This window comes from Tessaracoccus sp. (assembly GCF_016714275.1).
Lineage (GTDB): Bacteria > Actinomycetota > Actinomycetes > Propionibacteriales > Propionibacteriaceae > Arachnia.
In genome coordinates this window covers 1,313,964-1,334,256 of record NZ_JADJNP010000001.1, presented here as the reverse complement: position 1 = coordinate 1,334,256, position 20,293 = coordinate 1,313,964, and the positions used below count along the sequence as shown (strand labels likewise).

Annotated in this window: 18 protein-coding genes and 1 riboswitch; of the genes, 14 read left to right on the top strand and 4 right to left on the bottom strand. The window is 70.2% G+C overall.

Annotation, left to right across the window (positions count from 1 at the left end):
- Positions 1-14: 14 nt before the first annotated feature.
- The 4 genes from IPJ61_RS06230 to IPJ61_RS06215 are packed head-to-tail and all read left to right on the top strand — an operon-like array spanning position 15 to position 2,563.
- Positions 15-698 carry an energy-coupling factor ABC transporter permease gene (locus IPJ61_RS06230; protein ID WP_297104202.1) on the top strand — a complete coding sequence of 228 codons (684 nt, stop codon included), beginning with the start codon at positions 15-17 and terminating at the stop codon, positions 696-698.
- A complete protein-coding gene (locus tag IPJ61_RS06225; protein WP_297104198.1) occupies positions 691-1,014 on the top strand; it encodes an energy-coupling factor ABC transporter substrate-binding protein in 324 nt (107 codons plus the stop codon). The genes IPJ61_RS06230 and IPJ61_RS06225 overlap by 8 nt, the downstream gene beginning before the upstream one ends.
- A complete protein-coding gene (gene cbiQ / locus IPJ61_RS06220; RefSeq protein WP_297104195.1) occupies positions 1,011-1,766 on the top strand; it encodes a cobalt ECF transporter T component CbiQ in 756 nt (251 codons plus the stop codon). The genes IPJ61_RS06225 and cbiQ overlap by 4 nt, the downstream gene beginning before the upstream one ends.
- A complete protein-coding gene (locus IPJ61_RS06215) occupies positions 1,763-2,563 on the top strand; it encodes an energy-coupling factor ABC transporter ATP-binding protein (protein WP_297105574.1) in 801 nt (266 codons plus the stop codon). The genes cbiQ and IPJ61_RS06215 overlap by 4 nt, the downstream gene beginning before the upstream one ends.
- On the opposite strand, the gene cbiT is transcribed toward IPJ61_RS06215, so the two are convergent.
- Positions 2,560-3,162 (bottom strand): precorrin-6Y C5,15-methyltransferase (decarboxylating) subunit CbiT, encoded by a 603-nt coding sequence (gene cbiT / locus IPJ61_RS06210; RefSeq protein WP_297104192.1) that lies wholly within the window; start codon positions 3,160-3,162, stop codon positions 2,560-2,562. The two genes, IPJ61_RS06215 and cbiT, sit on opposite strands and share 4 nt — an antisense overlap.
- Before the next feature lie 298 nt (positions 3,163-3,460).
- Between cbiT and cobO the strand changes: the two genes are divergently transcribed.
- The 9 genes from cobO to IPJ61_RS06165 all read left to right on the top strand — a co-directional run bounded on the left by cobO (position 3,461) and on the right by IPJ61_RS06165 (position 15,370).
- Positions 3,461-4,057: a cob(I)yrinic acid a,c-diamide adenosyltransferase gene (gene cobO, locus IPJ61_RS06205; protein WP_297104189.1), complete on the top strand. Its 597-nt coding sequence runs from the start codon at positions 3,461-3,463 to the stop codon at positions 4,055-4,057.
- A 55-nt stretch (positions 4,058-4,112) separates the two neighbouring features.
- Entirely contained in the window at positions 4,113-6,755 is a 2,643-nt protein-coding gene (locus IPJ61_RS06200) for a cobyrinate a,c-diamide synthase (protein WP_459251253.1), read from the top strand.
- Positions 6,740-7,495, top strand: coding sequence for a uroporphyrinogen-III C-methyltransferase (cobA, locus tag IPJ61_RS06195; RefSeq protein WP_297104183.1), 756 nt, complete (start codon positions 6,740-6,742; stop codon positions 7,493-7,495). Before IPJ61_RS06200 ends, cobA begins: the two co-directional genes overlap by 16 nt.
- 114 nt (positions 7,496-7,609) lie before the next feature.
- Positions 7,610-8,878: a Na+/H+ antiporter NhaA gene (gene nhaA / locus IPJ61_RS06190; RefSeq protein ID WP_297104181.1), complete on the top strand. Its 1,269-nt coding sequence runs from the start codon at positions 7,610-7,612 to the stop codon at positions 8,876-8,878.
- Between the two features lie 28 nt (positions 8,879-8,906).
- Positions 8,907-9,111: riboswitch (cobalamin riboswitch) on the top strand.
- 11 nt (positions 9,112-9,122) lie between these two features.
- A complete protein-coding gene (locus IPJ61_RS06185; RefSeq protein WP_297104178.1) occupies positions 9,123-11,732 on the top strand; it encodes a ribonucleoside-diphosphate reductase subunit alpha in 2,610 nt (869 codons plus the stop codon).
- Positions 11,733-11,789: 57 nt separating this feature from the next.
- On the top strand, positions 11,790-12,770 hold the full coding sequence (locus tag IPJ61_RS06180) for a ribonucleotide-diphosphate reductase subunit beta (protein ID WP_297104175.1): 981 nt from the start codon (positions 11,790-11,792) through the stop codon (positions 12,768-12,770).
- Positions 12,771-12,852: 82 nt separating this feature from the next.
- Positions 12,853-13,773 carry a metal ABC transporter substrate-binding protein gene (locus IPJ61_RS06175; RefSeq protein WP_297104173.1) on the top strand — a complete coding sequence of 307 codons (921 nt, stop codon included), beginning with the start codon at positions 12,853-12,855 and terminating at the stop codon, positions 13,771-13,773.
- Positions 13,770-14,510, top strand: coding sequence for a metal ABC transporter ATP-binding protein (locus IPJ61_RS06170; protein WP_297104171.1), 741 nt, complete (start codon positions 13,770-13,772; stop codon positions 14,508-14,510). Before IPJ61_RS06175 ends, IPJ61_RS06170 begins: the two co-directional genes overlap by 4 nt.
- On the top strand, positions 14,507-15,370 hold the full coding sequence (locus IPJ61_RS06165; protein WP_297104169.1) for a metal ABC transporter permease: 864 nt from the start codon (positions 14,507-14,509) through the stop codon (positions 15,368-15,370). Before IPJ61_RS06170 ends, IPJ61_RS06165 begins: the two co-directional genes overlap by 4 nt.
- A gap of 266 nt (positions 15,371-15,636) precedes the next feature.
- Here IPJ61_RS06165 and IPJ61_RS06160 read toward each other — a convergent pair whose 3' ends face one another.
- The 3 genes from IPJ61_RS06160 to IPJ61_RS06150 all read right to left on the bottom strand — a co-directional run bounded on the left by IPJ61_RS06160 (position 15,637) and on the right by IPJ61_RS06150 (position 18,900).
- Positions 15,637-16,317 carry a metal-dependent transcriptional regulator gene (locus IPJ61_RS06160; RefSeq protein ID WP_297104166.1) on the bottom strand — a complete coding sequence of 227 codons (681 nt, stop codon included), beginning with the start codon at positions 16,315-16,317 and terminating at the stop codon, positions 15,637-15,639.
- Positions 16,244-17,566 (bottom strand): TIGR04053 family radical SAM/SPASM domain-containing protein, encoded by a 1,323-nt coding sequence (locus IPJ61_RS06155; RefSeq protein WP_297104164.1) that lies wholly within the window; start codon positions 17,564-17,566, stop codon positions 16,244-16,246. The genes IPJ61_RS06160 and IPJ61_RS06155 overlap by 74 nt, the downstream gene beginning before the upstream one ends.
- 230 nt (positions 17,567-17,796) lie before the next feature.
- Complete coding sequence (locus IPJ61_RS06150; protein WP_297104162.1) at positions 17,797-18,900, bottom strand: cobalt-precorrin-5B (C(1))-methyltransferase; 1,104 nt, start codon at positions 18,898-18,900, stop codon at positions 17,797-17,799.
- Positions 18,901-19,050: 150 nt separating this feature from the next.
- Here IPJ61_RS06150 and IPJ61_RS06145 point away from each other — a divergent pair, with 150 nt between their 5' ends.
- A complete protein-coding gene (locus tag IPJ61_RS06145) occupies positions 19,051-20,292 on the top strand; it encodes a glutamate-5-semialdehyde dehydrogenase (protein WP_297104160.1) in 1,242 nt (413 codons plus the stop codon).
- Position 20,293 lies beyond the last annotated feature (1 nt).

The window sequence follows — 20,293 nt, the reverse complement described above, 5'->3', positions numbered from 1 at the left end:
GCGGAAGGAGCGCGATGCACATCGCAGAGGGGTTTCTCCCCCCGGTTCATGCAGCGGCCTGGTTCGTGGTCGCGACACCATTTGTCATCCACGGCGCGCGGGCCGTGGTTCGAGAGGCGAAGAAGTCTCCCGAGAACAAGCTTCTGCTCGCCGCCGCAGGCGCCTTCACCTTCGTCCTTTCCGCGATCAAGCTGCCGTCGGTGACGGGAAGCTCCTCGCACCCCACGGGAACCGGGGCGGGCGCGATCCTGTTCAGGCCGCCCGTGATGGCCTTCCTCGGGACGGTGGTGCTGCTGTTCCAGGCGCTGCTGCTCGCGCACGGCGGCCTCACCACCCTCGGCGCCAACGTCTTCTCCATGGCCATCGCCGGCCCATGGGCTGGTTACGGCGTGTGGAGGCTGCTGAAGGCGGCCAAGGCGCCGACATGGCTGGGGGTGTTCTTCGCGATGGCCGTGGCGAACCTCGTCACCTACTGCGTCACCTCGGTCCAGCTCGCGCTGGCCCACCCTGACGCCGCCACCGGCTTCTGGGGAGCGCTCGTGAAGTTCGCCGGAATCTTCGCCGTGTCGCAGGTTCCGCTGTCGATTGCGGAGGGTGTCCTCGGTGTGCTGCTCTTCGGCTTCTTCACCCGCGTCGCACCGGCCGAGCTGATTCGCCTGGGTGTCATCTCCAAGGATCGCGAGGTCGCCCATGTTTAAGCGCAACGACTGGTTCATCGGGTTGGGGCTCGTGGCGGCGCTCGTCGTCATCTTCGTCCTGTCGTTCACCCTGGCTCCCGCGCCGGCCGATGGCGAGGAGGCGTTCGGCGGAACCGATGCCGCCGTGACCGCGATCCTCGAGGAAGACAACGGCGTCGAGCCCTGGTTCAACCCGATCTTCGAGCCCGGCAGCGGGGAGATCGAGTCCGGCCTGTTCGCCGTCCAGGCGGCGCTCGGCGCGGGCATCCTCGGGTTCGCGCTCGGGCAACTGCGCGGTCGTGCTGCGATGAAGCGTGAGCTCGCCTCACTCGAATGACGACCCACTCCATCGACGATGCCGCCTGGGCCAGCCCGTGGCGGCGCCGTCGGGTCGGGGAGAAGGTGGCGCTCAGCCTCGCGCTCGTGCTCACCGCCCTCCTCACACCCCCCTGGCCCGGATGCGTGGCCGTGGCCCTGGTCTCCGTCTCATTGATCGTCGGCCCGGCCCGCATCCGTCCCTCCCTCCTGGCCACGGTGCTCGTCGCGCCCGTGACCTTCCTGATGATCGGTGCCCTTCCCGTCGCCTTCCACTTCGGCGGCGACGGGTGGGGCGTCGGCCCGCTGCGGGTCACCGAGGCGGGCCTGGGGACCGCGGCGGGGCTGTTTGCGCACGGCGTTGCGGGAACGCTCGCCATCATGGTGCTGGCCACCACCACCCCCATGGTGGACGTGCTGACCTGGCTGCGCGGTCTCCGCGTGCCCGACCCGTTGCTGGAGATCGCCTCCCTCACCTACCGGTTGCTGTTCCTTCTGCTCGCCACCACTCTGGCGGTGCGCCAGGCACAGCACGCCCGGTTGGGCGGCGAGGCCTCGTTCGGGCGGCGCTGGGCCACCGTCGCGTCGACGACAGGCAGCATCATCCTGCGCACCTGGGACCGGGCCGCGCGCCTGCAGCGCGGCCTGGAGGGCCGCGGCTACGAGGAGTCCTTGGTGACGCTCGCCCCCGTCCGGAGCCGTAGCTGGCGGTTCATCTCGATGAGCCTGGCCGGAGTCTCCGCGGTGTGGCTGGTCTGCTGGGCCGCGGCATGACCGAGACGCTCTCCGCGGTCGACCTGACCGCGGGCTTTCCCGGTCACGTCCCGGTGCTGGACGGCGCGAGCCTGTCGATTCGGCGCGGCGTGCGCATGGCGCTACTCGGCCCGAACGGGTCGGGCAAGACGACCCTGTTGCGGTGCCTGTCCGGGGCGCTCAAACCGATAGGCGGTTGCGTGCGCGCGGGAGGGGCCGAGCTATCGCGCGACCGGGCCTCGTTGCGCGCACACCGTCGGCTCGTACAGTTGGTGCTGCAGGACCCGGACGATCAGCTGTTCTCCGCCGACGTCACGCAGGACGTGTCGTTCGGCCCGCTGAACCTGGGTCTCACCGAGGCGGAGGCCCGCGCCCGCGTCGAGGAGGCGCTGGAGTTGTTGGCCGTCACGCACCTGGCCGAGCGCCCCACCCATCAACTGAGCTACGGCGAGCGCAAGCGCGTGGCCATCGCCGGCGCCGTCGCGATGCGCCCCGCGGTGCTGCTGTTGGACGAGCCGACGGCGGGCTTGGATCCCGCAGGTGTCGCCGAGCTGATGGCCACGTTGGACGGCCTCGAGACCACGGTCGTGCTGGCCACGCACGACGTAGATCTTGCCCTCAGCTGGGCCGACGAGGTTGCGGTGGTCGGCGACCGCCGCGTCAGGCAGGGCGACCCTTCGATCCTCGGCGACGAGAACCTCCTCGCCTCCGCTCGCCTCCGCCGCCCCTGGCAGCTGGAGCTCCTGCACCGGCTCGGAATCCCCGCCAGCCCGCTGCCCCGTACCGTCGCCGACGTGGCACGAGCGATCCAGTGTTAGTGCCGCGTATCGCCCTTCTCGACCGCCCACTGGATGACGGTGCGGTAGGGCTTCCAGCCGAGCAGCGACCCGAGCGGTTCGGCGTTCTCGACCTGCATCCGGGAGAGGTGCCCGCCCCAGCGTTCGTGGGCGGCGACGCACAGCAGTTCGGCCTCGACGGTGATGCCGTGCACGACGAGCCGGCCGCCCGGGGGCAGCGCCGACATGGCCTGTTCCAGTACCGGGGTGGTGCCCCCACCGCCGACGAACACCGCGTCAGGCGCGGGAAGCTCTGTGAGAACCTCGTCGGCGGGACCCTCGACCAGCCGGAAGGCGCCTGCAGGAGTCAGGCGCTCGGCGTTGGCCAGGGCCCTCGACGCGCGGTCCGCGCGGCGCTCCACGCCGATGGCGCGCGCCCCGTCGGCGGCGCGGCACCATTCGATGGCGATCGAACCCGCGCCCGTGCCGATGTCCCACAGCAGCTGCCCCGGCAGCGGCCGCAGGTGCGCCAGCGCGCTCGCGCGCACCACGCGCTTCGTGAGGAGGCCGTCGCTCTCGAACACCTCGTCGGGCAGTCCCGGCGCGCGCCCGAGCAGCGCCCCGTCGCGGTCGATGATCATGCCCGCATCGTATCCACCCTGTCCCTTGAGCCTCGCTGTGATGCGCGGCCAATGGTTTCGACACGGGCGCTCGTTCCTCGCGGCCCGGCTCAACCAGCGAGAAACGCGGTCCGGCTCAACCAGCGAGGAACGCGGTCTGGCTCAGCCAGCGAGGAACACGGTCTGGCTCAGCCAGCGAGGAATGTGGTCTGGCTCAGCCAGCGAGGAACACGGACTGGCTCAGCCAGCGAGAAACGCAGTCTGGCTCAGCCAGCGAGGAACGCGGCCCGGCTCAACCAGCGAGAAACAAGGAGGACCTGTGACCAAAGGACAGACGCCCGCGCCCGAGGACGGGCTCACCACGAGGCAGCGGCGCAACCGTCCGATGTTGATCGTCCACACCGGCGATGGGAAGGGGAAGACCAGCGCCGCCGTCGGCATGGCGCTCAGGTCGTGGGCGCAGGGCTGGTCCGTCGGGGTGTACCAGTTCGTGAAGTCCGCGTCGTGGAAGACGGGGGAGTATGTGGCGCTGACCAGGCTCGGCGAGCTCGAGGGCGACGTCACGTTCGAGCGGATGGGCACGGGCTGCACCTGGATGCGCTCGGCCCACGGGGGAGAGGTCAGCGCGGAGGAGGCGGCGCGGGCGGCGTGGGCGCACGTCCGCGAAGGGCTCGCGGAGGAGCGGCACCAGTTCTGGCTCCTCGACGAGTTCACCTACCCCATGGTGTGGGGCTGGGTGGATGTCGACGAGGTGGTTGAGGTGCTGCGGTCGCGCCCGGGCACCCAGCACGTGGTGATCACCGGCCGACGCTGCCCGCAGCCGATCCTCGACCTCGCCGACCTCGTCACGGAGATGACAAAGGTCAAGCACCCCTTCGACAAGGGCCAGAAGGGCCAGGCGGGGATCGAATGGTGACGCCGTACCTCACCCGCCGAACACAGATCTCTCTATGTGGGAGGCGAGGCCACATATGAGCCTGGAACGGCGTATAGAGAGAACCGTGCACGAGACTCCCAGGTGTGTGATCGCGGCACCGGCCTCCGGGCATGGCAAGACGACGGTGGCCACCGGCGTCATGGCGGCGCTGCGTGAGCGAGGCGTCGAGGTGGCGCCGTTCAAGGTCGGCCCGGACTACATCGACCCGGGCTACCACACGCTTGCGTCGGGGCGCCCCGGCCGCAACCTGGACCCGTTCCTCTGCGGCGAGGACCTCATGGCGCCGTTGCTGCTGCACGGGTTCGAAGGTGCTGACGTCGCCGTCGTCGAGGGCGCGATGGGGCTGTTCGATGGGAAGCTCGGCACGGATGGGTTCGCCTCGACGGCGCATGTGGCCCGGCTGATCGACGCCCCCGTCGTGCTGGTCGTCGACGCGCGCCACGCGTCGCGCAGCGTCGGCGCGTTGGTGCTCGGCATGGCCACGTTCGACCCGGGCATCCGCATCGCCGGCGTGGTGCTGAACCAGATCGGCAGCCCGCGCCACGAGGCGGAGGCGCGCGCGGCGGTCGAGCGCGTGGGTGTGCCTGTGCTGGGCGTGCTGCCGCGCAACCTGGAGATCGAGGCGCCGTCGCGCCACTTGGGCCTGGTCCCCGCGGCGGAGCGCGACGACGCGGGCATCCTCGCCATGGGCCGCGTCATCGCGGAGCACGTCGACCTTGATGCCCTGCTGGCCATCGCTCGCACGGCACCTCCGCTGAAGGCAGAGCCGTGGGTTCCCTCTATTGGCTTCACTTCGACACGACGCCGGGGCTCCGCCCGTGGCGTCGGCTCAGCACGGCGCGACACGGATGGCGGTCGACTCCGTCGACGCGATCCGGCTCAACCAGCGGCTGACCACGACCGCTCGTTGAGCCGGGCGGCTGCGCGAAGCGCCGCGCCCGTGTCGAAACGAATAGACCCAACCACAGACACCCGACCCAAAGTCGCCATCGCGGGCGGGCGTGCGTTCACGTTCCGGTACCCGGAGACCGACGAACTACTGATCGCCGCGGGATGCGAGCCCGTGATCTTCGATCCGCTGACCGACACGGAGCTTCCCGCAGGGACCGCAGGGCTGTGGCTCGGGGGCGGATTCCCGGAGATGCATGCGGGTGACCTGGCGGCGAACACTCCGTTGCTCGCCGCGATCCGGGAGGCGGTCGCCGACGGCATGCCCACCGTCGCCGAGTGCGCGGGATTGCTGTACCTCAGCGAGGAACTCGACGGTGAGCCGATGGTCGGCGCTCTGCCAGGGACCACGGCTATGACCGCGCGGCTCACGATGGGCTACCGCGAGGCGACGGCCGAGGCCGACTCGCTGCTCGGCCGCGTCGGCGAGAAGGTCACCGGCCATGAGTTCCACCGCACTACCGCCGATCCGGGAGAGACCGCCGCCTGGCTCCTCGACGGCCGCCGCGACGGCGTCGCCACGCCCACGCTCCACGCCTCGTACCTGCACGTCCACTGGGCGGGCCACCCGCAGTTGGCCCGGCGCTTCGCAGAGGCCGTGCATGGCTGGGCGAGCCGGGTCACCGCTATTGGTTTCGACACGGGCGCTCGTTCCTCGCGGCCCGGCTCAACCAGCGAAACCAATGAGCTGCACCCAGTTTCCTACGGCACAGACATACTTCACCACGGTGACAAGGACATCCAGCCAGGGTTGGTCGACTTCGCGGTCAACGTGCGCCAGCCGCACACACCGGACTGGCTCGTCGACGCCATCGCGCGCGACGCGGACTGGGCCGTCTATCCGGATCCGGCGCCCGCGCGCGCGGCGATCGCAGCACATCACGGGGTTGGTGAGGAGATGGTCCTCCCGGTCGCGGGCGGGGCCGAGGCGTTCACGCTGATCGCGCGGGCCATCCCGGGTGAGGCCCTCGTCGTGCACCCGCAGTTCACCGAGCCGGACGCCGCCTTGCTCGCCGCCGGGCGGACCCCGCGCCACCACATCCTGACCGTCGACGCGGGCTTCCGCCTCGACCCCGGCGCGGCCCCCGCCGCCGACCTCGTCCTCGTCGGGAACCCGACCAACCCGACGGGCGTGCTGCACCGTCGTGAGGACCTCCTCGCGCTGCGCGCGCGTACCCTCGTCATCGACGAGGCCTTCCTCGACACCGTCCCGGGCGAGCCGGAGACCCTGATCGCCGCCGACATGCCGGGGAGGCTCGTGCTGCGCTCACTCACCAAGACCTGGGCGATCGCGGGTATCCGGGCGGGCTATGTCGTCGGAGATCCCCGGCTGATCGCCCGGCTCGCGACGCAGCAGCCGCCGTGGTCGGTCTCCACGCCGGCCATCGCCGCGACAGTCGCCTGCCTGGACCCCGAGCGCCGCGACGAGTCCTCCCGCCTCGCGGCCGACGGGGTCGCGGCTCGCCGGGATCTCGCCGACCGACTCGGTGCCGTCGGATTGCACCCGGTGCAGGGCGAGGCTCCCTTCGTCCTCGTCGACACCGCGGACGTCGCCCCGCGGTCCCTGCGCGAGGAACTCGCGGCCCGGGGCTACGCTGTCCGTCGCGGGGAGTCGTTCCCCGGCCTCGGCCCTACGTGGCTGCGGCTCGCCGCCCGCACGCCAGACCACCACGCGGGGCTCATCGCGGCCCTGCTCGACATCAAGGAAGCCCGATGCAGCAAGAACTGACGCCCGGCGAGGTCGTGCTCGTGGGCGGTGGTCCCGGCGACCCCGATCTCCTCACCGTCGCCGGGCTGCGCGCCGTCCGGCAGGCCGACGTCGTCGTCCACGACCGACTGGGGCCCGTCAGCTCGCTGAACGAGGTGAATCCCGGCGCGGAGCTGGTCAACGTCGGCAAGATCCCGCGCGGCGCGTTCACTCCGCAGGAGGAGATCAACGCGATCCTGATCGACCGGGCGAAGAGGGGGCAGCGGGTCGTCCGGCTCAAGGGCGGCGACAGCTTCGTCTTCGGCCGCGGGGGAGAGGAGTGGCAGGCATGCGCCGAGGCCGGAGTTCCCGTCCGCGTCATCCCCGGCGTGACCTCCGCCGTCGCCGTGCCTGCCCTCGCGGGTGTCCCCGTGACCCACCGCACGCTCTCCCAGGGCTTCACCGTCGTCTCCGGCCACGTCCCGCCGGGCGACCCGCGCAGTCAGCTCGACTGGCACGCCCTCGCCCGCACCAGCACCACGCTGGTACTCCTCATGGCGGTGAAGTGTCTGCCGGAGATCACTGCGGCCCTGATCGACGGGGGCCTCCCCGCCACGACGCCCGCGGCCATCGTCGCCGACGGCTCGACCCCCGCGCAGCGCTCGTGGACCGCCACCCTCGCGGACATCGCCGCCGTCGCCGAGGAGAGCGGCGTCCGCCCGCCTGCGATCGTCGTGATCGGCGACGTCGCAGGCCTCGGCCTCGGAGATGCCTCCGCCTGAAACGCGTAGACTCTGCCGGTGCGCGATGCTTGGTAGAGTGCTCCTCCGGTGAGCCGGGAAGTCTGGTCGGCACGCCCCCGACAAAGGGGTGCGGAGACGAGACCAGGAGCGCCCATGACCCCACGACCACGAAGCCGCATCGTCCGCCTCGTGACCCGAGAGACGACGGGCGGCCTGCTGTTGTTGCTCGCGGCCGCCGTCGGGTTCGCTTGGGCGAACTCACCCTGGCGGGAGTCCTTCGCCGCGCTGTCCGGGCTCTCGTTCGGCCCTGCGGCGCTGCACCTGAATCTCCCGCTCTCGGCATGGGCGGCCGACGGGCTGCTCGCCGTCTTCTTCTTCGTTGTGGGGGTCGAGCTCAAGCACGAGCTGGTCGCCGGCAGCCTGCGCCAGCCGAAGGAGGCCGGCGTGCCCATCGCCGCAGCCGTCGGCGGCATGGCGGTACCCGCGGTGCTCTTCAGCGTGCTCGTCGTCGCGCTAGGGGAACGCGAGGCGCTCCACGGCTGGGCCGTGCCGACGGCGACCGACATCGCGTTCGCGCTCGCGGTGCTCGCCGTTCTCGGCCGCGGGCTGCCGCGCGCGCTGCGCACGTTCCTGCTGACCCTCGCCGTCGTCGACGATCTGCTCGCGATCGTCGTCATCGCCGTCTTCTACACCGACACCCTTCACCCCGTTGCCATCCTCGGTGCGCTCGTCGCCGTCGTGGGTTTCGGTCTCGTGGTGCGGTCCCGGCGACCGTACTGGTGGCTGCTGGTGCCCTTGGCCGCGGTCGCATGGGGATTCGTGCATGCAAGCGGCGTGCACGCCACGATCGCAGGGGTGGTGCTCGGCCTCACCGTCCCCGCCGTCGCTCGGCGCGGCGAGACCGCGCCCCGAACGCATGCGATGGACGCGGCCATCCGCCCGTGGTCGGCGGGCGTCGCCCTCCCCATCTTCGCGTTCTTCGCCTCCGGGATCACTGTTGTGGGCGCAGGCGGGCACGGGCCCAGCAAGCAGGTACTCGTCGCGGTCCTGGTGGCTCTGGTCGCGGGAAAAGTGATCGGTGTCCTCGGCACGGCGAGCCTCGTCACCCGGCTGACGCCGTTGCGCCTGCCCGATGCGATCGGCATCAGGGACCTGCTGCCCATCGGATTTCTCTGCGGCATCGGTTTCACGGTCTCGCTCCTGATCGCCGAGCTCTCTTTCGCGGACTCGTCGCACCTCGTCGGGGCGAAGGTAGGCGTTCTGGTGGCCAGTCTCGTCGCCGCGGGGCTCGGTGGCGGGCTCCTGCGGTGGGATGCGCGCAAGGTGCGCACGGCGGACATGAACGAAGACGGCGTGCCCGATATAGACCTGGCGAGGATCGGCGACGAGGACACGCCGACTGCCGGCAGGCCCAACATCTAGTGGTTGACGCCGCCGCAGTGATCCACATATAGTTCCCGAAGCATGTGGTTCTGCCCACCGCCTGGTGGGTGGCTAAGAGGGAATCCGGTGAGAATCCGGAGCTGCCCCGCAGCGGTATGCGAGAACGACCGCCGTCATCAGCACTGGGAGAAGGACTCCTGGGAAGCGACGGCCAGTAGGTGCCGGAAGGCGCGCTCGCGAGTCCGAAGACCTGCCACGAGACAGTGCTTCGAGGGAAGACATCATGAATACCGTTTCCATTCGCGTGCAGAAGCGCGACGGATCCCTGGTCGACTACGACGGCACCGAGGTCGCCGTCTCCATCGCCGACGCGGCCCGCGGGCTCGACGACGAGCTCACCCGCGCGGTGCAGTTGCAGTCCGAGGTCGAGATCACGCTGTTCGACAAGATCAGCACCGATCAGCTCGACGACGCGGTCATCCACGTGGCGCTCGCCAACGTCAAGGACGATCCCGCCTACGACACCATCGCCGCGCGGCTGCTCACCAAGAAGCTGTACAAGCAGGTCTTCGGCGACACCCACGACCTGTTCGGCGACGGCGCGCCCGAGACCATCCAGCAACTGCACGTCGCGCACTTCCCGGGTTACGTCGAGCGTGCCGTCCGCGCCGGGCTGCTCGCGCCCGAGCTGGCGACGTCGTTCGACCTCGACGCCCTGGCGTCGGCGCTCGCGCCCGAGCGCGACGACCTCCTGCGCTTCATCGGCGTCCAGACCATGCGAAACCGCTACATGCTGACCGACGAGGCGCGTCACTCCATCGAGGTGCCCCAGTTCTTCTGGATGCGCGTGGCCATGGGGCTTTCCCTCAACGAGGCCGATCCCACCGTCGTCGCGCTCGAGCTGTACGAGGCGATGAGCCGGCTGCTGTACCTCGCGGCGGGCTCCACCCTGGTCAATGCGGGCACCCGCTACGCGCAGCTGTCCAACTGCTTCGTCATGCAGATGGACGACGAGATCGAGCACATCGCGAAGTCCGTCCGCGACGTCATGTGGCTGACGAAGGGCACCGGCGGCATCGGCCTCTCGGTGACGAAGCTGCGCTCCGAGGGCTCGCCCATCCGGTCCAACAACACCACCTCGACCGGTCCCATCCCGTTCATGCACACCATCGACTCGACGCTGCGCGCGGTCTCCCGCGGCGGCAAGAAGTTCGGAGCGCTGTGCTTCTACATGGAGAACTGGCACCTCGACTTCGCCCAGTTCCTCGACCTGAAGCAGAACTCCGGTGATCCCTACCGCCGCGTCCGCACCGCCAACACCGCCGTGTGGATCAGCGATGAGTTCATGAAGCGCGTCCAGGCCGACGACGACTGGTACCTGTTCGACCCGCTGGACACAGCGGACCTCGTCGAGCTGTACGGCGCCGCGTTCTCGCGCCGCTACGCCGAGTACGTCGCGATGGCGGAGTCCGGCGAGCTGCGCCGGTTCAAGAAGACGCGCGCCCGCGAGCAGTGGAAGGCCATCCTCGTCACGCTGCAGACCACGTCGCACCCGTGGCTGACGTGGAAGGACACCATCAACACGCGCGCGCTGAACAACAACACGGGAACCATCCACCTGTCCAACCTGTGCACCGAGGTCTGCCTGCCGCAGGACGCCGACAACGTCGCCGTCTGCAATCTCGCCTCGATCAACCTGTCGCGGCACCTCGTCGGGACGGGCCGCGGCGCGCGGTTCGACTGGGACCTCATGGCGCGCTCGGTTCGCACCGCCGTGCGCCAGCTGGACAACCTCGTCGACATCACGGCGTCGTCGGTGCCGGAGGCGGAGCATGCCAACCGAGAGAACCGCGCCGTCGGCCTCGGCGTGATGGGATTCTCCGACATCATCGAGCGCCTCGGCTTCGCCTACGACTCGCCCGAGGCGTGGGACGTGATCGACGAGGTGGTCGAGTTCATCAGCTGGCACGCCATCGACGCCTCCTGCGACCTGTCCCGCGAGCGTGGGCCCTACGCCAACTTCGTCGGGTCGCGCTGGTCGAAGGGCCTCGTTCCGGTCGACACCCTCGACGAGCTGGAGCGTGACCGCGGGGTCGCCGTCGAGGTGGACCGCGCCGCTCGCCTCGACTGGGACCACCTCCGCGCCCGCGTCCGCGGAGGGATCCGCAACGCGACCCTCATGGCCATCGCCCCGACGGCGTCCATCGGGCTGGTCGCGGGAACCACACCCGGCCTCGATCCGCAGTTCAGCCAGATCTTCAGCCGCACGACGTCGTCGGGCAAGTTCCTGGAGATCAACCGAAACTTGGTGGCGGACCTGAAGGGCCTCGGCCTGTGGGAGCAGGTGCGCGACGACCTGCTGCGCTTCCAGGGTGACCTGAGCAAGGTCGACGGCGTGCCCGAGTGGCTCAAGGCCACCTACCGCACCAGCTTCCAGGTGGATCCGACGGCATACCTGCACGTGGCCGCGCGGGCGCAGAAGTGGATCGACCAGGCGATCAGCCGCAACGTCTACCTCGCCGACCGGTCTGTTTCGACCATGGTGGACCTGTACCAGCTGGCCTGGCGGATGGGCGTCAAGACCACGTACTACCTGCACATGATGCCGCGCCACCAGGCCGAGCAGAGCACCGTGAAGGTGAACAAGGCCGCGGAGATCGCCGGCGTGGGTGCCGGTCCCCGCCGCGGCTTCGGCGCGCGCCCCTCGTCGAGCGCCACGCCGGCCCCGGCCGCCCCTGCACCTGCCGCGCCTGTCGGCTTCGGTGCTCGCGCCGCGGCCCAGACGATCCAGCTGGAGCCCGCGCCGTCGGCCGGGCTGGAGGTCGACGTCGTCGACGGCGCCGCCTGCCCGGTCGACCCGCAGGAACGCCTCCAGTGCGAGTCCTGCCAGTAGTCCCCCAAACTTCGGGCGCCAGCGTTCCTGCGCGCCCTCCAGCAAGGAGATTTCCCCATGACATCCATCCTCGGCACCGGCATCCAGGAAGGCCTGCTGCTCAAGCCCGTCACCTATCCGTGGGCCTACGACCTGTACAACCAGGCCGTCGCCAACACGTGGTTCCCCAACGAGATCCAGCTCGGCGAGGATCTGGCCGACTTCGCCCGTATGACCGACGACGAGCGGCACGCCCTCACCTACCTGATGAGCTACTTCAACCCCAACGAGCTGCTGGTCAACAAGGCGCTCGCGTTCGGGGTCTACCCCTACGTCAACGCCGCCGAGTGCCACCTCTACCTGGCCAAGCAGATGTGGGAGGAGGCCAACCACTGCATGGCCTTCGAGTACGTGCTCGAGACGTTCCCCATCGACCGGGAGCAGGCCTACGAGTCGCACGTGACCGTCCCGTCGATGGCGGCCAAGGAGGAGTTCGAGGTGCGCTACATCCGGCGCATGACCGAGAACACCCTGGACATCACGACGGTGGCGGGCAAGCAGGACTTCGTCCGCAACCTCGTGGCCTACAACGTGATCCTCGAGGGCATCTGGTTCTACTCCGGCTTCATGGTGGCGCTGTCGTTCAGGCAGCGGAACCTGCTGCGCAACTTCGGCTCGCTGATCGACTGGATCGTGCGCGACGAGTCACTGCACCTGAAGTTCGGCATCAACCTGATCCTGACGGTGCTGGAGGAGAACCCGGAGGTCGCGACTGACGAGTTCGCCGTGGAGATCCGCCAGATGATCCTCGACGGCGTGGCGATGGAGGAGGCCTACAACCGCGACCTGCTGCCCACCGGCATCCTCGGCCTGAACGCCAACGTGGTCAACGACTACGTGCGCTACCTGACCGACCGCCGCCTGGAGGAGCTGGGCTTCGAGCCCGAGTTCAACGTGGCCAACCCGGCCAAGTGGATGGCCGCGGCGAACGACACGTTCGAGCTGGTCAACTTCTTCGAGGCCACCAACACGTCCTATGAGGTCAACGCCCAGGCCTGATCGACCCCCACGCCCCGGCCGAGATCTTCGGGAGTACAATCACAAATGTTCGTCTAGACGAACATTTTGCTGAGGAGGGCCGATGCGCGCGAGATGGCGAGGTGTGGCGGCGGTGCTCGTCGCCGCCATGATGCTGGCCGGGTGCGCGGCGACGCCGTCGCGCGGGCAGCAGGACCCGGGGAAGCCGGTGGTGCTGACGACGTTCACCGTGCTGGCGGACATCGCGCGAAACGTCGCGGGGGAGCGTCTCCAGGTGGAGTCGATCACCAAGACCGGCGCGGAGATCCACGGCTATGAGCCGACCCCCGGCGACATCGCGAAGGCCGCCGACGCCGACCTCATCCTCGACAACGGGCTGAACCTCGAGCTGTGGTTCGCGCAGTTCGTCGAGTCGGCGGACGTGCCCCACGTCGTCGTGTCCGACGGCGTGGTGCCGATCGACATCGCCGGGGACGCCTACGCGGGAAAGCCGAACCCGCACGCGTGGATGAGCCCGGTCAACGTGCAGACCTATGTCGACAACATGGTGTCGGCGTTCAGCGACCTGGCTCCGGAGCACGCGGGCGAGTTCGAGGCGAACGGGCGGGCGTACAGGGAGCAGTTGCAGGAGATCCAGAACGCGCTGGTGACTGAGCTCTCCGCGCTGCCGCCCCACCAGCGGGCGCTGGTGACCTGCGAGGGCGCGTTCTCCTACCTCGCGCGCGACGCGGGCCTGACCGAGCGCTACATCTGGCCGGTCAATGCCGAGCAGCAGGCGACTCCGCAGCAGATCGCCGCGACCATCGACTTCGTGCGCGACAACGACGTGCCGGCCGTGTTCTGCGAGTCGACCGTCTCCGACAAGCCCATGCGGCGCGTCGTCGACGCCACCGGCGCCCGCTTCGGCGGGGTCCTCTACGTCGACTCGCTGTCCGAGGCCGACGGCCCGGTCCCGACCTATCTCGACCTGATCCGCTACGACGCCGACACGATCGTGGCGGCCCTGAGGGGGCAGGCCTCGTGACCGTCCCGATCCAGGTCCGCGACGTCGTCGTGCGCTACGGCGAGATCGTCGCCCTCGACGGCGTGGACCTCGACGTCCGGGCGGGCGGCGTGACCGGCCTCGTCGGGATGAACGGATCGGGCAAGTCCACGCTTTTCAAGGCCATCATGGGCATGCTCCGGCCCGATCGCGGCACGGTCCTGATCGACGGCGTCGACCCCGACGTCGCGCGCAGGCGAGGAGCGGTCGGCTACGTGCCGCAGCGGGAGGCCGTCGACTGGTCCTTCCCCGTCTCGGTGCGCGACGTCGTCATGATGGGCCGCTACGGGCACCTCGGACCCACGCGCCGCCCGCACCCCGCGGATCGGGCCGCCGTCGCGGAGGCACTGGACCGCGTCGAGCTGAGTGACCTCGCCGGCCGCCAGATCGGGCAGCTCTCCGGCGGGCAGCGCAAGCGCGCGTTCGTGGCGCGCGGGTTGGCGCAGGGCGCCCGGATCATGCTGCTGGACGAGCCCTTCGCCGGCGTCGACAAGCGCAGCGAGGCCACCATCGTGCACGTGCTGCGCGAGCTGGCGGACGACGGCGCGACCATCCTCGTCTCGACCCACGACCTCCACGCGCTGCCCAGCCTCGCCGACGAGGCCGTCCTGCTGCTGCGGAAGGTGCTGTTCCAGGGCCCGGTGGCCGACGCGCTCACGCCGTCCAATCTGGCACGGGCCTTTGGGCTCGATACCCTCGATCAGGGCGGCGCGGCATGAGCGTCCTCGACCTCCTCCTCGCCCCGCTCCAGTACGAGTTCATGGTTCGCGCGCTCGCGACGACCGTGGTCGCCGCCGTCGTCTGCGCGCTGCTGTCCTGCTGGTTGGTGCTCGTCGGCTGGTCGCTCATGGGCGACGCCGTCTCGCACGCGGTGCTTCCCGGCGTCGTGCTGGCCTACATCGTCGGTGCGCCGTTCGCGCTCGGCGCGCTCGTCTTCGGTTTCCTGGCCGTCGCCCTCATCGCCGCGATCCGCGACACCAGCAGGGTGAAGGAGGACGCGGCGATCGGCATCGTGTTCACGACCCTGTTCGCGGTCGGCCTCGTGCTGATCTCGGTCACGCCGAGCCAGACCGACCTCAATCACATCGTCTTCGGCAACATCCTCGGAGTCTCCGACGCGGACCTCGTCCAGATCGGGGTCCTCGCCGCGGTCGCCTTCGTGGTGCTGATCGTCAAGCGCCGCGACCTCACCCTCTACGCGTTCGACCCCACCCACGCCCACGCGATCGGGCTGTCGCCGCGGCGGCTGGGGGCGCTGCTCCTCGGCCTGCTTGCCCTGACCGCGGTGGTCGCACTTCAGGTCGTCGGCGTCATCCTCGTCGTGGCGATGCTGATCATCCCCGGGGCGACCGCGCACCTGCTCACCGACCGCTTCAGCCGGATGCTGGTGATCGCGCCGGTCATGTCGGCGTTCTCTTCGGTGCTGGGCATCTACCTGAGCTATTGGCTGGACGCCTCCTCGGGCGGCCTCGTCATCGTCGTCCAAGGCACGGTGTTCGCGCTGGTCTACCTGTTCAGCCCCCGGCACGGGTTGATCGGCCCGAGACTCGGCCGCGGACGTGCCGTGACCGCTGGTTGAGCTGCGGACGTGCCGTGACCGCTGGTTGAGCTGCGGACGTGCCGTGACCGCTGGTTGAGCTGCGGACGTGCCGTGACCGCTGGTTGAGCTGCGGACGTGCCGTGACCGCTGGTTGACCTGCGGAAGTGCCGTGACCGCTGGTTGAGCCGCCGCACGAGGCGCAGCCGAGTCGGCGTGTCGAAACCAATGAGCCGGCCACCGACAGTTCATTGGTAACGACAACGGACCCGGCGCTCCGCGCGGGGGTCCGGCTCGACCAGCGGTAGTCAACCAGCGGCTAGATCGACCGACACCCACACCGACGCCGCCGCCGTCGGACCGAGCGCGACGCCGTCGTCGTCGATCAGGATCTCGATCGCGTCCGAGTACGGGGGGCCCGGCCTGGTCAGGAGGGTTGCGCCGACGCCGATCCCGCGCTCCGCGAAGTACTGCAGCAGGTCGGGGTCGGTGTCCGCGATCCGCTCCACCCGCACGCGGGCTCCGGGCGCGACCTCGACCAGCGGGACGGCGTCGGGGCGCGTCACCCGACCGTCAGCGGCGGGGATCGGGTCGCCGTGAGGGTCTCGCGTGGGGTGTCCGAGGTGCTCGTCGATTCGGTCGATCATGAAGTCCGACACCGCGTGTTCCAGATGCTCGGCCTCGTCGTGCACCTGATCCCAGCGGTAGCCCAGCACCTCGACGAGGAACGTCTCGATCAGCCGGTGCCGGCGGACCATCGCAACGGCGTGGGACCGTCCGTCCGCCGTCAACGCGACCGCGCCGTACGGCATGTGCTCGAGGAGGCCTTGATCGGTCAGCCTGCGGATCGCGTCTGAAGCGCTCGAGAGCCTGACGCCGACCCGTGCGGCCAGCGTCGACGCCGTGACGGGGGCGTCAGACCACTCGCCCAGGCTCCATACGGCCTTGAGGTAGTTCTGGCTGCTCGTCGACAGCTGGGACACCGACATGGGGCGAAGTATGCCAAACCTCTGTGCGGGTGGCCGTCGGCTGCCAGATGCAGGTGGGGTCCGAGGCCAGGGGATCGCCGAGCATGGCGTGCGCGCGGGCGCGGGAGCCGCCGCAGATCCAGTTGAACTCGCAGACCCCGCACTTGCCGGAGTAGCTCGCGGGGTCGCGCAGCGCCTTCATCATCGGCGCCTCGGCGTAGATCTCCGGGAAGGGCTTCTCCTTCACCGAGCCGCACTTGTACGGCAGGAAGCCCGAGGGATAGACGTCGCCGATGTGATCGACGAACGCGAAGCCGCGCCCGGAGTTCACGCCGATCGGCGGTCGGGGCGGGCGGCGCTCGGTCACCTCGCCGAGCAGTCGGTCAGTCTCGGCCATCAGCCAGGCGTGCAGCTCGCCGGTCGGGGGCATGGGCTCGCCGGCGGCACGGGCGTCGTCGCGCTGGATGGCGACGCGGCGGTAGTTCGGGGCCTCTGTCACCTTGATCGCGATCCGGTCCGAGACGTCGTGCAGCCAGTGCAGGACGTCCTCCATCTCCTCGGGTGTCAGGGGCTCCAGGTTCGAGCCGCGGCCCATGGGAACGAGGAAGAGGAGGTACCACATCCAGGCGCCCATCGACTTCACGGTCGCGAGGATCTCGGGCAGCTCGCGCAGGTTGTTGCGGCAGATGGTGGTGTTCACCTGGAACCGGAACCCGTGACCCACGACGAGCTTTGCCGCCTCCAAGGAGTCGGCGAAGGTGCCGTCGATGCCGCGGAACGAGTCGTGCGTCTCCGCGGTGGCGCCGTCGAGCGAGATGGAGAACGCCTTGACGCCGGCTGCGCGCACGGACGCGAGGCGCTCGTCGGTGAGCAGCGGGGTCACCGACGGTGACAGAGCCATCGGCAGCCCGATCGAGGTGCCGTAGGCGATCAGCTCTTCGAGGTCGTCGCGCTCGAACGCGTCGCCGCCCGAGAGGATGACGATGGGTCGGGGCGTGCCGTACGACGCGAAGTCGTCGAGCAGCGCCTTTCCCTGCTCGGTGGTGAGCTGGCGCGGGTCGGCCTTAGTGAACGCGTCGGCGCGGCAGTGGCGGCACGCGAGCTGACACGCTCGGGTGACCTCCCACACCAGCACGTGCGGGCGCTCGCCGGGGTCGTGATGCAGCGTGCGCACCACGCCCTTGCGGGCCAGATGCGGGTGCTCGGCGGCGCCGGGGTGACCGGGATGTCCGCCGGGATGGCCGGGGTGGACGCCAGGATGAGGGCTCATGAGTCGATACTACTGAGCGTAGTTCCCGCTCCTTGAGCCGGGCGCATCGACGAAGTCGATCGCAACCGTGTCGAAAGGTCCCGCGCCTTCCGCGGGTACCTGCCCGCAGTCGCGGACCTTTTACTTCGACACGACGGCGGCTTCGCTCGCGCGTCGGCTCAGCACGGCGCGACACGGGCGGCGGCTCCTTCGTCACCGTTGCCCAGCTCAAGGAACGGATGTGACGCGGGTCAACGAGCGGTGCCGACCACGGCGCCGGCCCGGTCGATGCATACGACGTCGACGCTCACCGGGGCGCCGCGGAGGACGCCCTCGGCCTCCGCGCGGGCGGCGGCGGCGACGGTGTCGCCCAGCGGCACGCCCGCGGCGTGGCAGCTCTGGAGGGCGCCCATCGCGGTGTTCGACGACCGCACCTCCTCGGCGAGCTCGGGGGAGGCCCCGGCGGAGGTGGCGAGCTCGGCCAGGTGCGTCGTGTCGACAGCGGTGCGGTGGGAGTGCAGGTCGAGGTGGCCCGCGGCAAGCTTGCTCAGCTTCGCGAAGCCCCCCACGAGCGTCAGCCTGTCGACGGGGTGGCGCGACACGTACTTCAGCACGGCGCCGACGAAGTCGCCCATGTCCAGCAGCGCGAGCTCCGGGAGCCCGAACAGCTCCGCGGCGACGCGCTCCGACGTCGACCCCGTGCACCCGGCGAGGTGCATCAACCCGGCGGCGCGGGCGACGTCGACCCCGCGGCGGATCGAGTCGATCCACGCCGAGCACGAGTAGGGGACCACGACCCCGGTGGTGCCGAGGATGGAGATGCCGCCGACGATCCCGATCCGCGGGTTCCAGGTCCGCCGCGCCAGTTCCTCCCCGCCGTCGACCGAGATCTCGACGACGGCGTCGGCGGCCACGCCGAGGCGCGCGGAGGCGCGGCTCAGGTTCTCGGCCAGGTACCTGCGAGGGCCGGGGTTGATCGCGGGCTCGCCGACCGCGAGCGGCAGACCTGGCAAGGTGACCCGGCCGACGCCGGGTCCGCCCCGGAAGTCCAGCCCCGAGCCCGGCGCGCCGCGCCAGACACGCGCGCGGATCACGGCGCCGTGCGTGACGTCGGGGTCATCGCCCGCGTCCTTCTGCACGGCGGCCATCGCGACGCCGTCGCCGAGTTCCTCCTGGGTCAGCGCGAACGCGGGACCTTGCCCGTTGGGCAAAGCGACCCGCACCGGGTCCGGGAACTCGCCGGTGTGCAGCGCCTCCCACGCGGCCGTTGCCGCGGCGGTGGCGCAGGCCCCCGTCGTCCACCCCGGGCGCAGCCCCGACGACCTGAGCTGGCCCTCTCGTCCTCCCGCGGTCACGAACCCAACCCTATCGGGGGCCTCCAGAGCTCGCCCTCGCGAACATAAATCTGCGTAGGCTGCATCAGCTGTACGCATGGCACAGCTGATGCAGCCCACGCAGACTTGTGCACGGCAGCGGCGTCCGGGACCGCGGTAGACTTCCTGGCCATGGAGTTTCTGAGCCAGGCAGCCGCGGCGCGCGCGGCCTCCGTCGAGTTGGTCACGCTGACCCGTGCCGCGAAAGACAAGGCGTTGAGCGCCATGGCCGACGCGCTCGCCGAGGCTGAGCCCGAGCTGCTCGAGGCCAACACCGTCGACGTCGCCGCCGCGCGCGAGGCAGGCACCGAGGAGTCCATCGTCGACCGCCTGGTGCTCACCCCGGCGCGCGTCGCGGGAATGGTCCAGGGCCTGCGCGACCTCGCGTCCCTGCCCGATCCGGTCGGTGACGTGGTGCGCGGCTGGCGCCTCCCCAACGGCGTCAGCGTCCGCCAGGTGCGGGTGCCGTTCGGTGTCGTCGGCATCATCTACGAGGCGCGCCCGAATGTGACGGCCGACGCCGCGGGCATCTGCCTGAAGTCCGGCAACGCCGCCCTGCTGCGCGGGTCGTCGTCGGCGCTCAACACCAACCGTGTCACCGTCGCTGCCTTGCGCCGCGGGCTTGAGGCCGCAGGCGTCACGCCCGACGCCGTGCACCTCGTCGAGGGCGGCCGCGAGGTCACCGGCGAGATGATGCGCGCCCGCGGGCTCGTCGACGTCCTCATCCCGCGCGGCGGTGCCGGGCTGATCCGCGCCGTCGTCGATGGATCGACCGTGCCCGTGATCGAGACCGGGACGGGCAACTGCCACGTCTACGTCGATGCGGACGCCGACATCGACCAGGCCGTGACCATCCTCCTGAACGCCAAGACGCAGCGGCCCAGCGTGTGCAACGCGGCGGAGACACTGCTCGTCCACCGCGACATTGCGGGCCGCTTCCTACCCGCCGCGCTCCGGGCCATGGCCGGGGCGGGCGTCACCGTCCACGGCGACGATGCGACCCGCGCCTTCTCCGACGCGGTCGTTCCTGCCGGTCCGGACGAGTACGACGCCGAGTACCTCACCCTCGACCTGGCGGCCAAGGTCGTCGACAGCATCGACGAGGCGCTGGCCCACATCCGCGCCCACACCACGGGCCACTCGGAGACGATCGTCACCTCCGACAGGCGTGCGGCCGAGAGGTTCGTCGCAGAGGTCGACGCCGCCGCCGTCCTGGTCAACGCCTCCAGCCGGTTCGTCGACGGCGGCGAGTTCGGGTTCGGCGCGGAGATCGGCATCTCGACGCAGAAGCTGCACGCCCGCGGCCCCATGGGCCTCGCGGAGATGACCAGCTCCAAGTACGTCATCGAGGGAGACGGGCAAACCCGGGACTGAG

What these genes read in the sequence shown, in the direction of transcription:
- IPJ61_RS06230 (WP_297104202.1), top strand. Translation starts at nt 15, where the DNA reads ATGCACATCGCAGAGGGGTTTCTCCCCCCGGTTCATGCAGCGGCCTGG.
- IPJ61_RS06225 (WP_297104198.1), top strand. Translation starts at nt 691, where the DNA reads ATGTTTAAGCGCAACGACTGGTTCATCGGGTTGGGGCTCGTGGCGGCG.
- cbiQ (WP_297104195.1), top strand. Translation starts at nt 1,011, where the DNA reads ATGACGACCCACTCCATCGACGATGCCGCCTGGGCCAGCCCGTGGCGG.
- IPJ61_RS06215 (WP_297105574.1), top strand. Translation starts at nt 1,763, where the DNA reads ATGACCGAGACGCTCTCCGCGGTCGACCTGACCGCGGGCTTTCCCGGT.
- cbiT (WP_297104192.1), bottom strand. Translation starts at nt 3,162, where the DNA reads ATGATCATCGACCGCGACGGGGCGCTGCTCGGGCGCGCGCCGGGACTG.
- IPJ61_RS06200 (WP_459251253.1), top strand. Translation starts at nt 4,113, where the DNA reads ATGAGCCTGGAACGGCGTATAGAGAGAACCGTGCACGAGACTCCCAGG.
- cobA (WP_297104183.1), top strand. Translation starts at nt 6,740, where the DNA reads ATGCAGCAAGAACTGACGCCCGGCGAGGTCGTGCTCGTGGGCGGTGGT.
- nhaA (WP_297104181.1), top strand. Translation starts at nt 7,610, where the DNA reads ATGACCCCACGACCACGAAGCCGCATCGTCCGCCTCGTGACCCGAGAG.
- IPJ61_RS06185 (WP_297104178.1), top strand. Translation starts at nt 9,123, where the DNA reads ATGAATACCGTTTCCATTCGCGTGCAGAAGCGCGACGGATCCCTGGTC.
- IPJ61_RS06180 (WP_297104175.1), top strand. Translation starts at nt 11,790, where the DNA reads ATGACATCCATCCTCGGCACCGGCATCCAGGAAGGCCTGCTGCTCAAG.
- IPJ61_RS06175 (WP_297104173.1), top strand. Translation starts at nt 12,853, where the DNA reads ATGCGCGCGAGATGGCGAGGTGTGGCGGCGGTGCTCGTCGCCGCCATG.
- IPJ61_RS06165 (WP_297104169.1), top strand. Translation starts at nt 14,507, where the DNA reads ATGAGCGTCCTCGACCTCCTCCTCGCCCCGCTCCAGTACGAGTTCATG.
- IPJ61_RS06160 (WP_297104166.1), bottom strand. Translation starts at nt 16,317, where the DNA reads ATGTCGGTGTCCCAGCTGTCGACGAGCAGCCAGAACTACCTCAAGGCC.
- IPJ61_RS06155 (WP_297104164.1), bottom strand. Translation starts at nt 17,566, where the DNA reads ATGAGCCCTCATCCTGGCGTCCACCCCGGCCATCCCGGCGGACATCCC.
- IPJ61_RS06145 (WP_297104160.1), top strand. Translation starts at nt 19,051, where the DNA reads ATGGAGTTTCTGAGCCAGGCAGCCGCGGCGCGCGCGGCCTCCGTCGAG.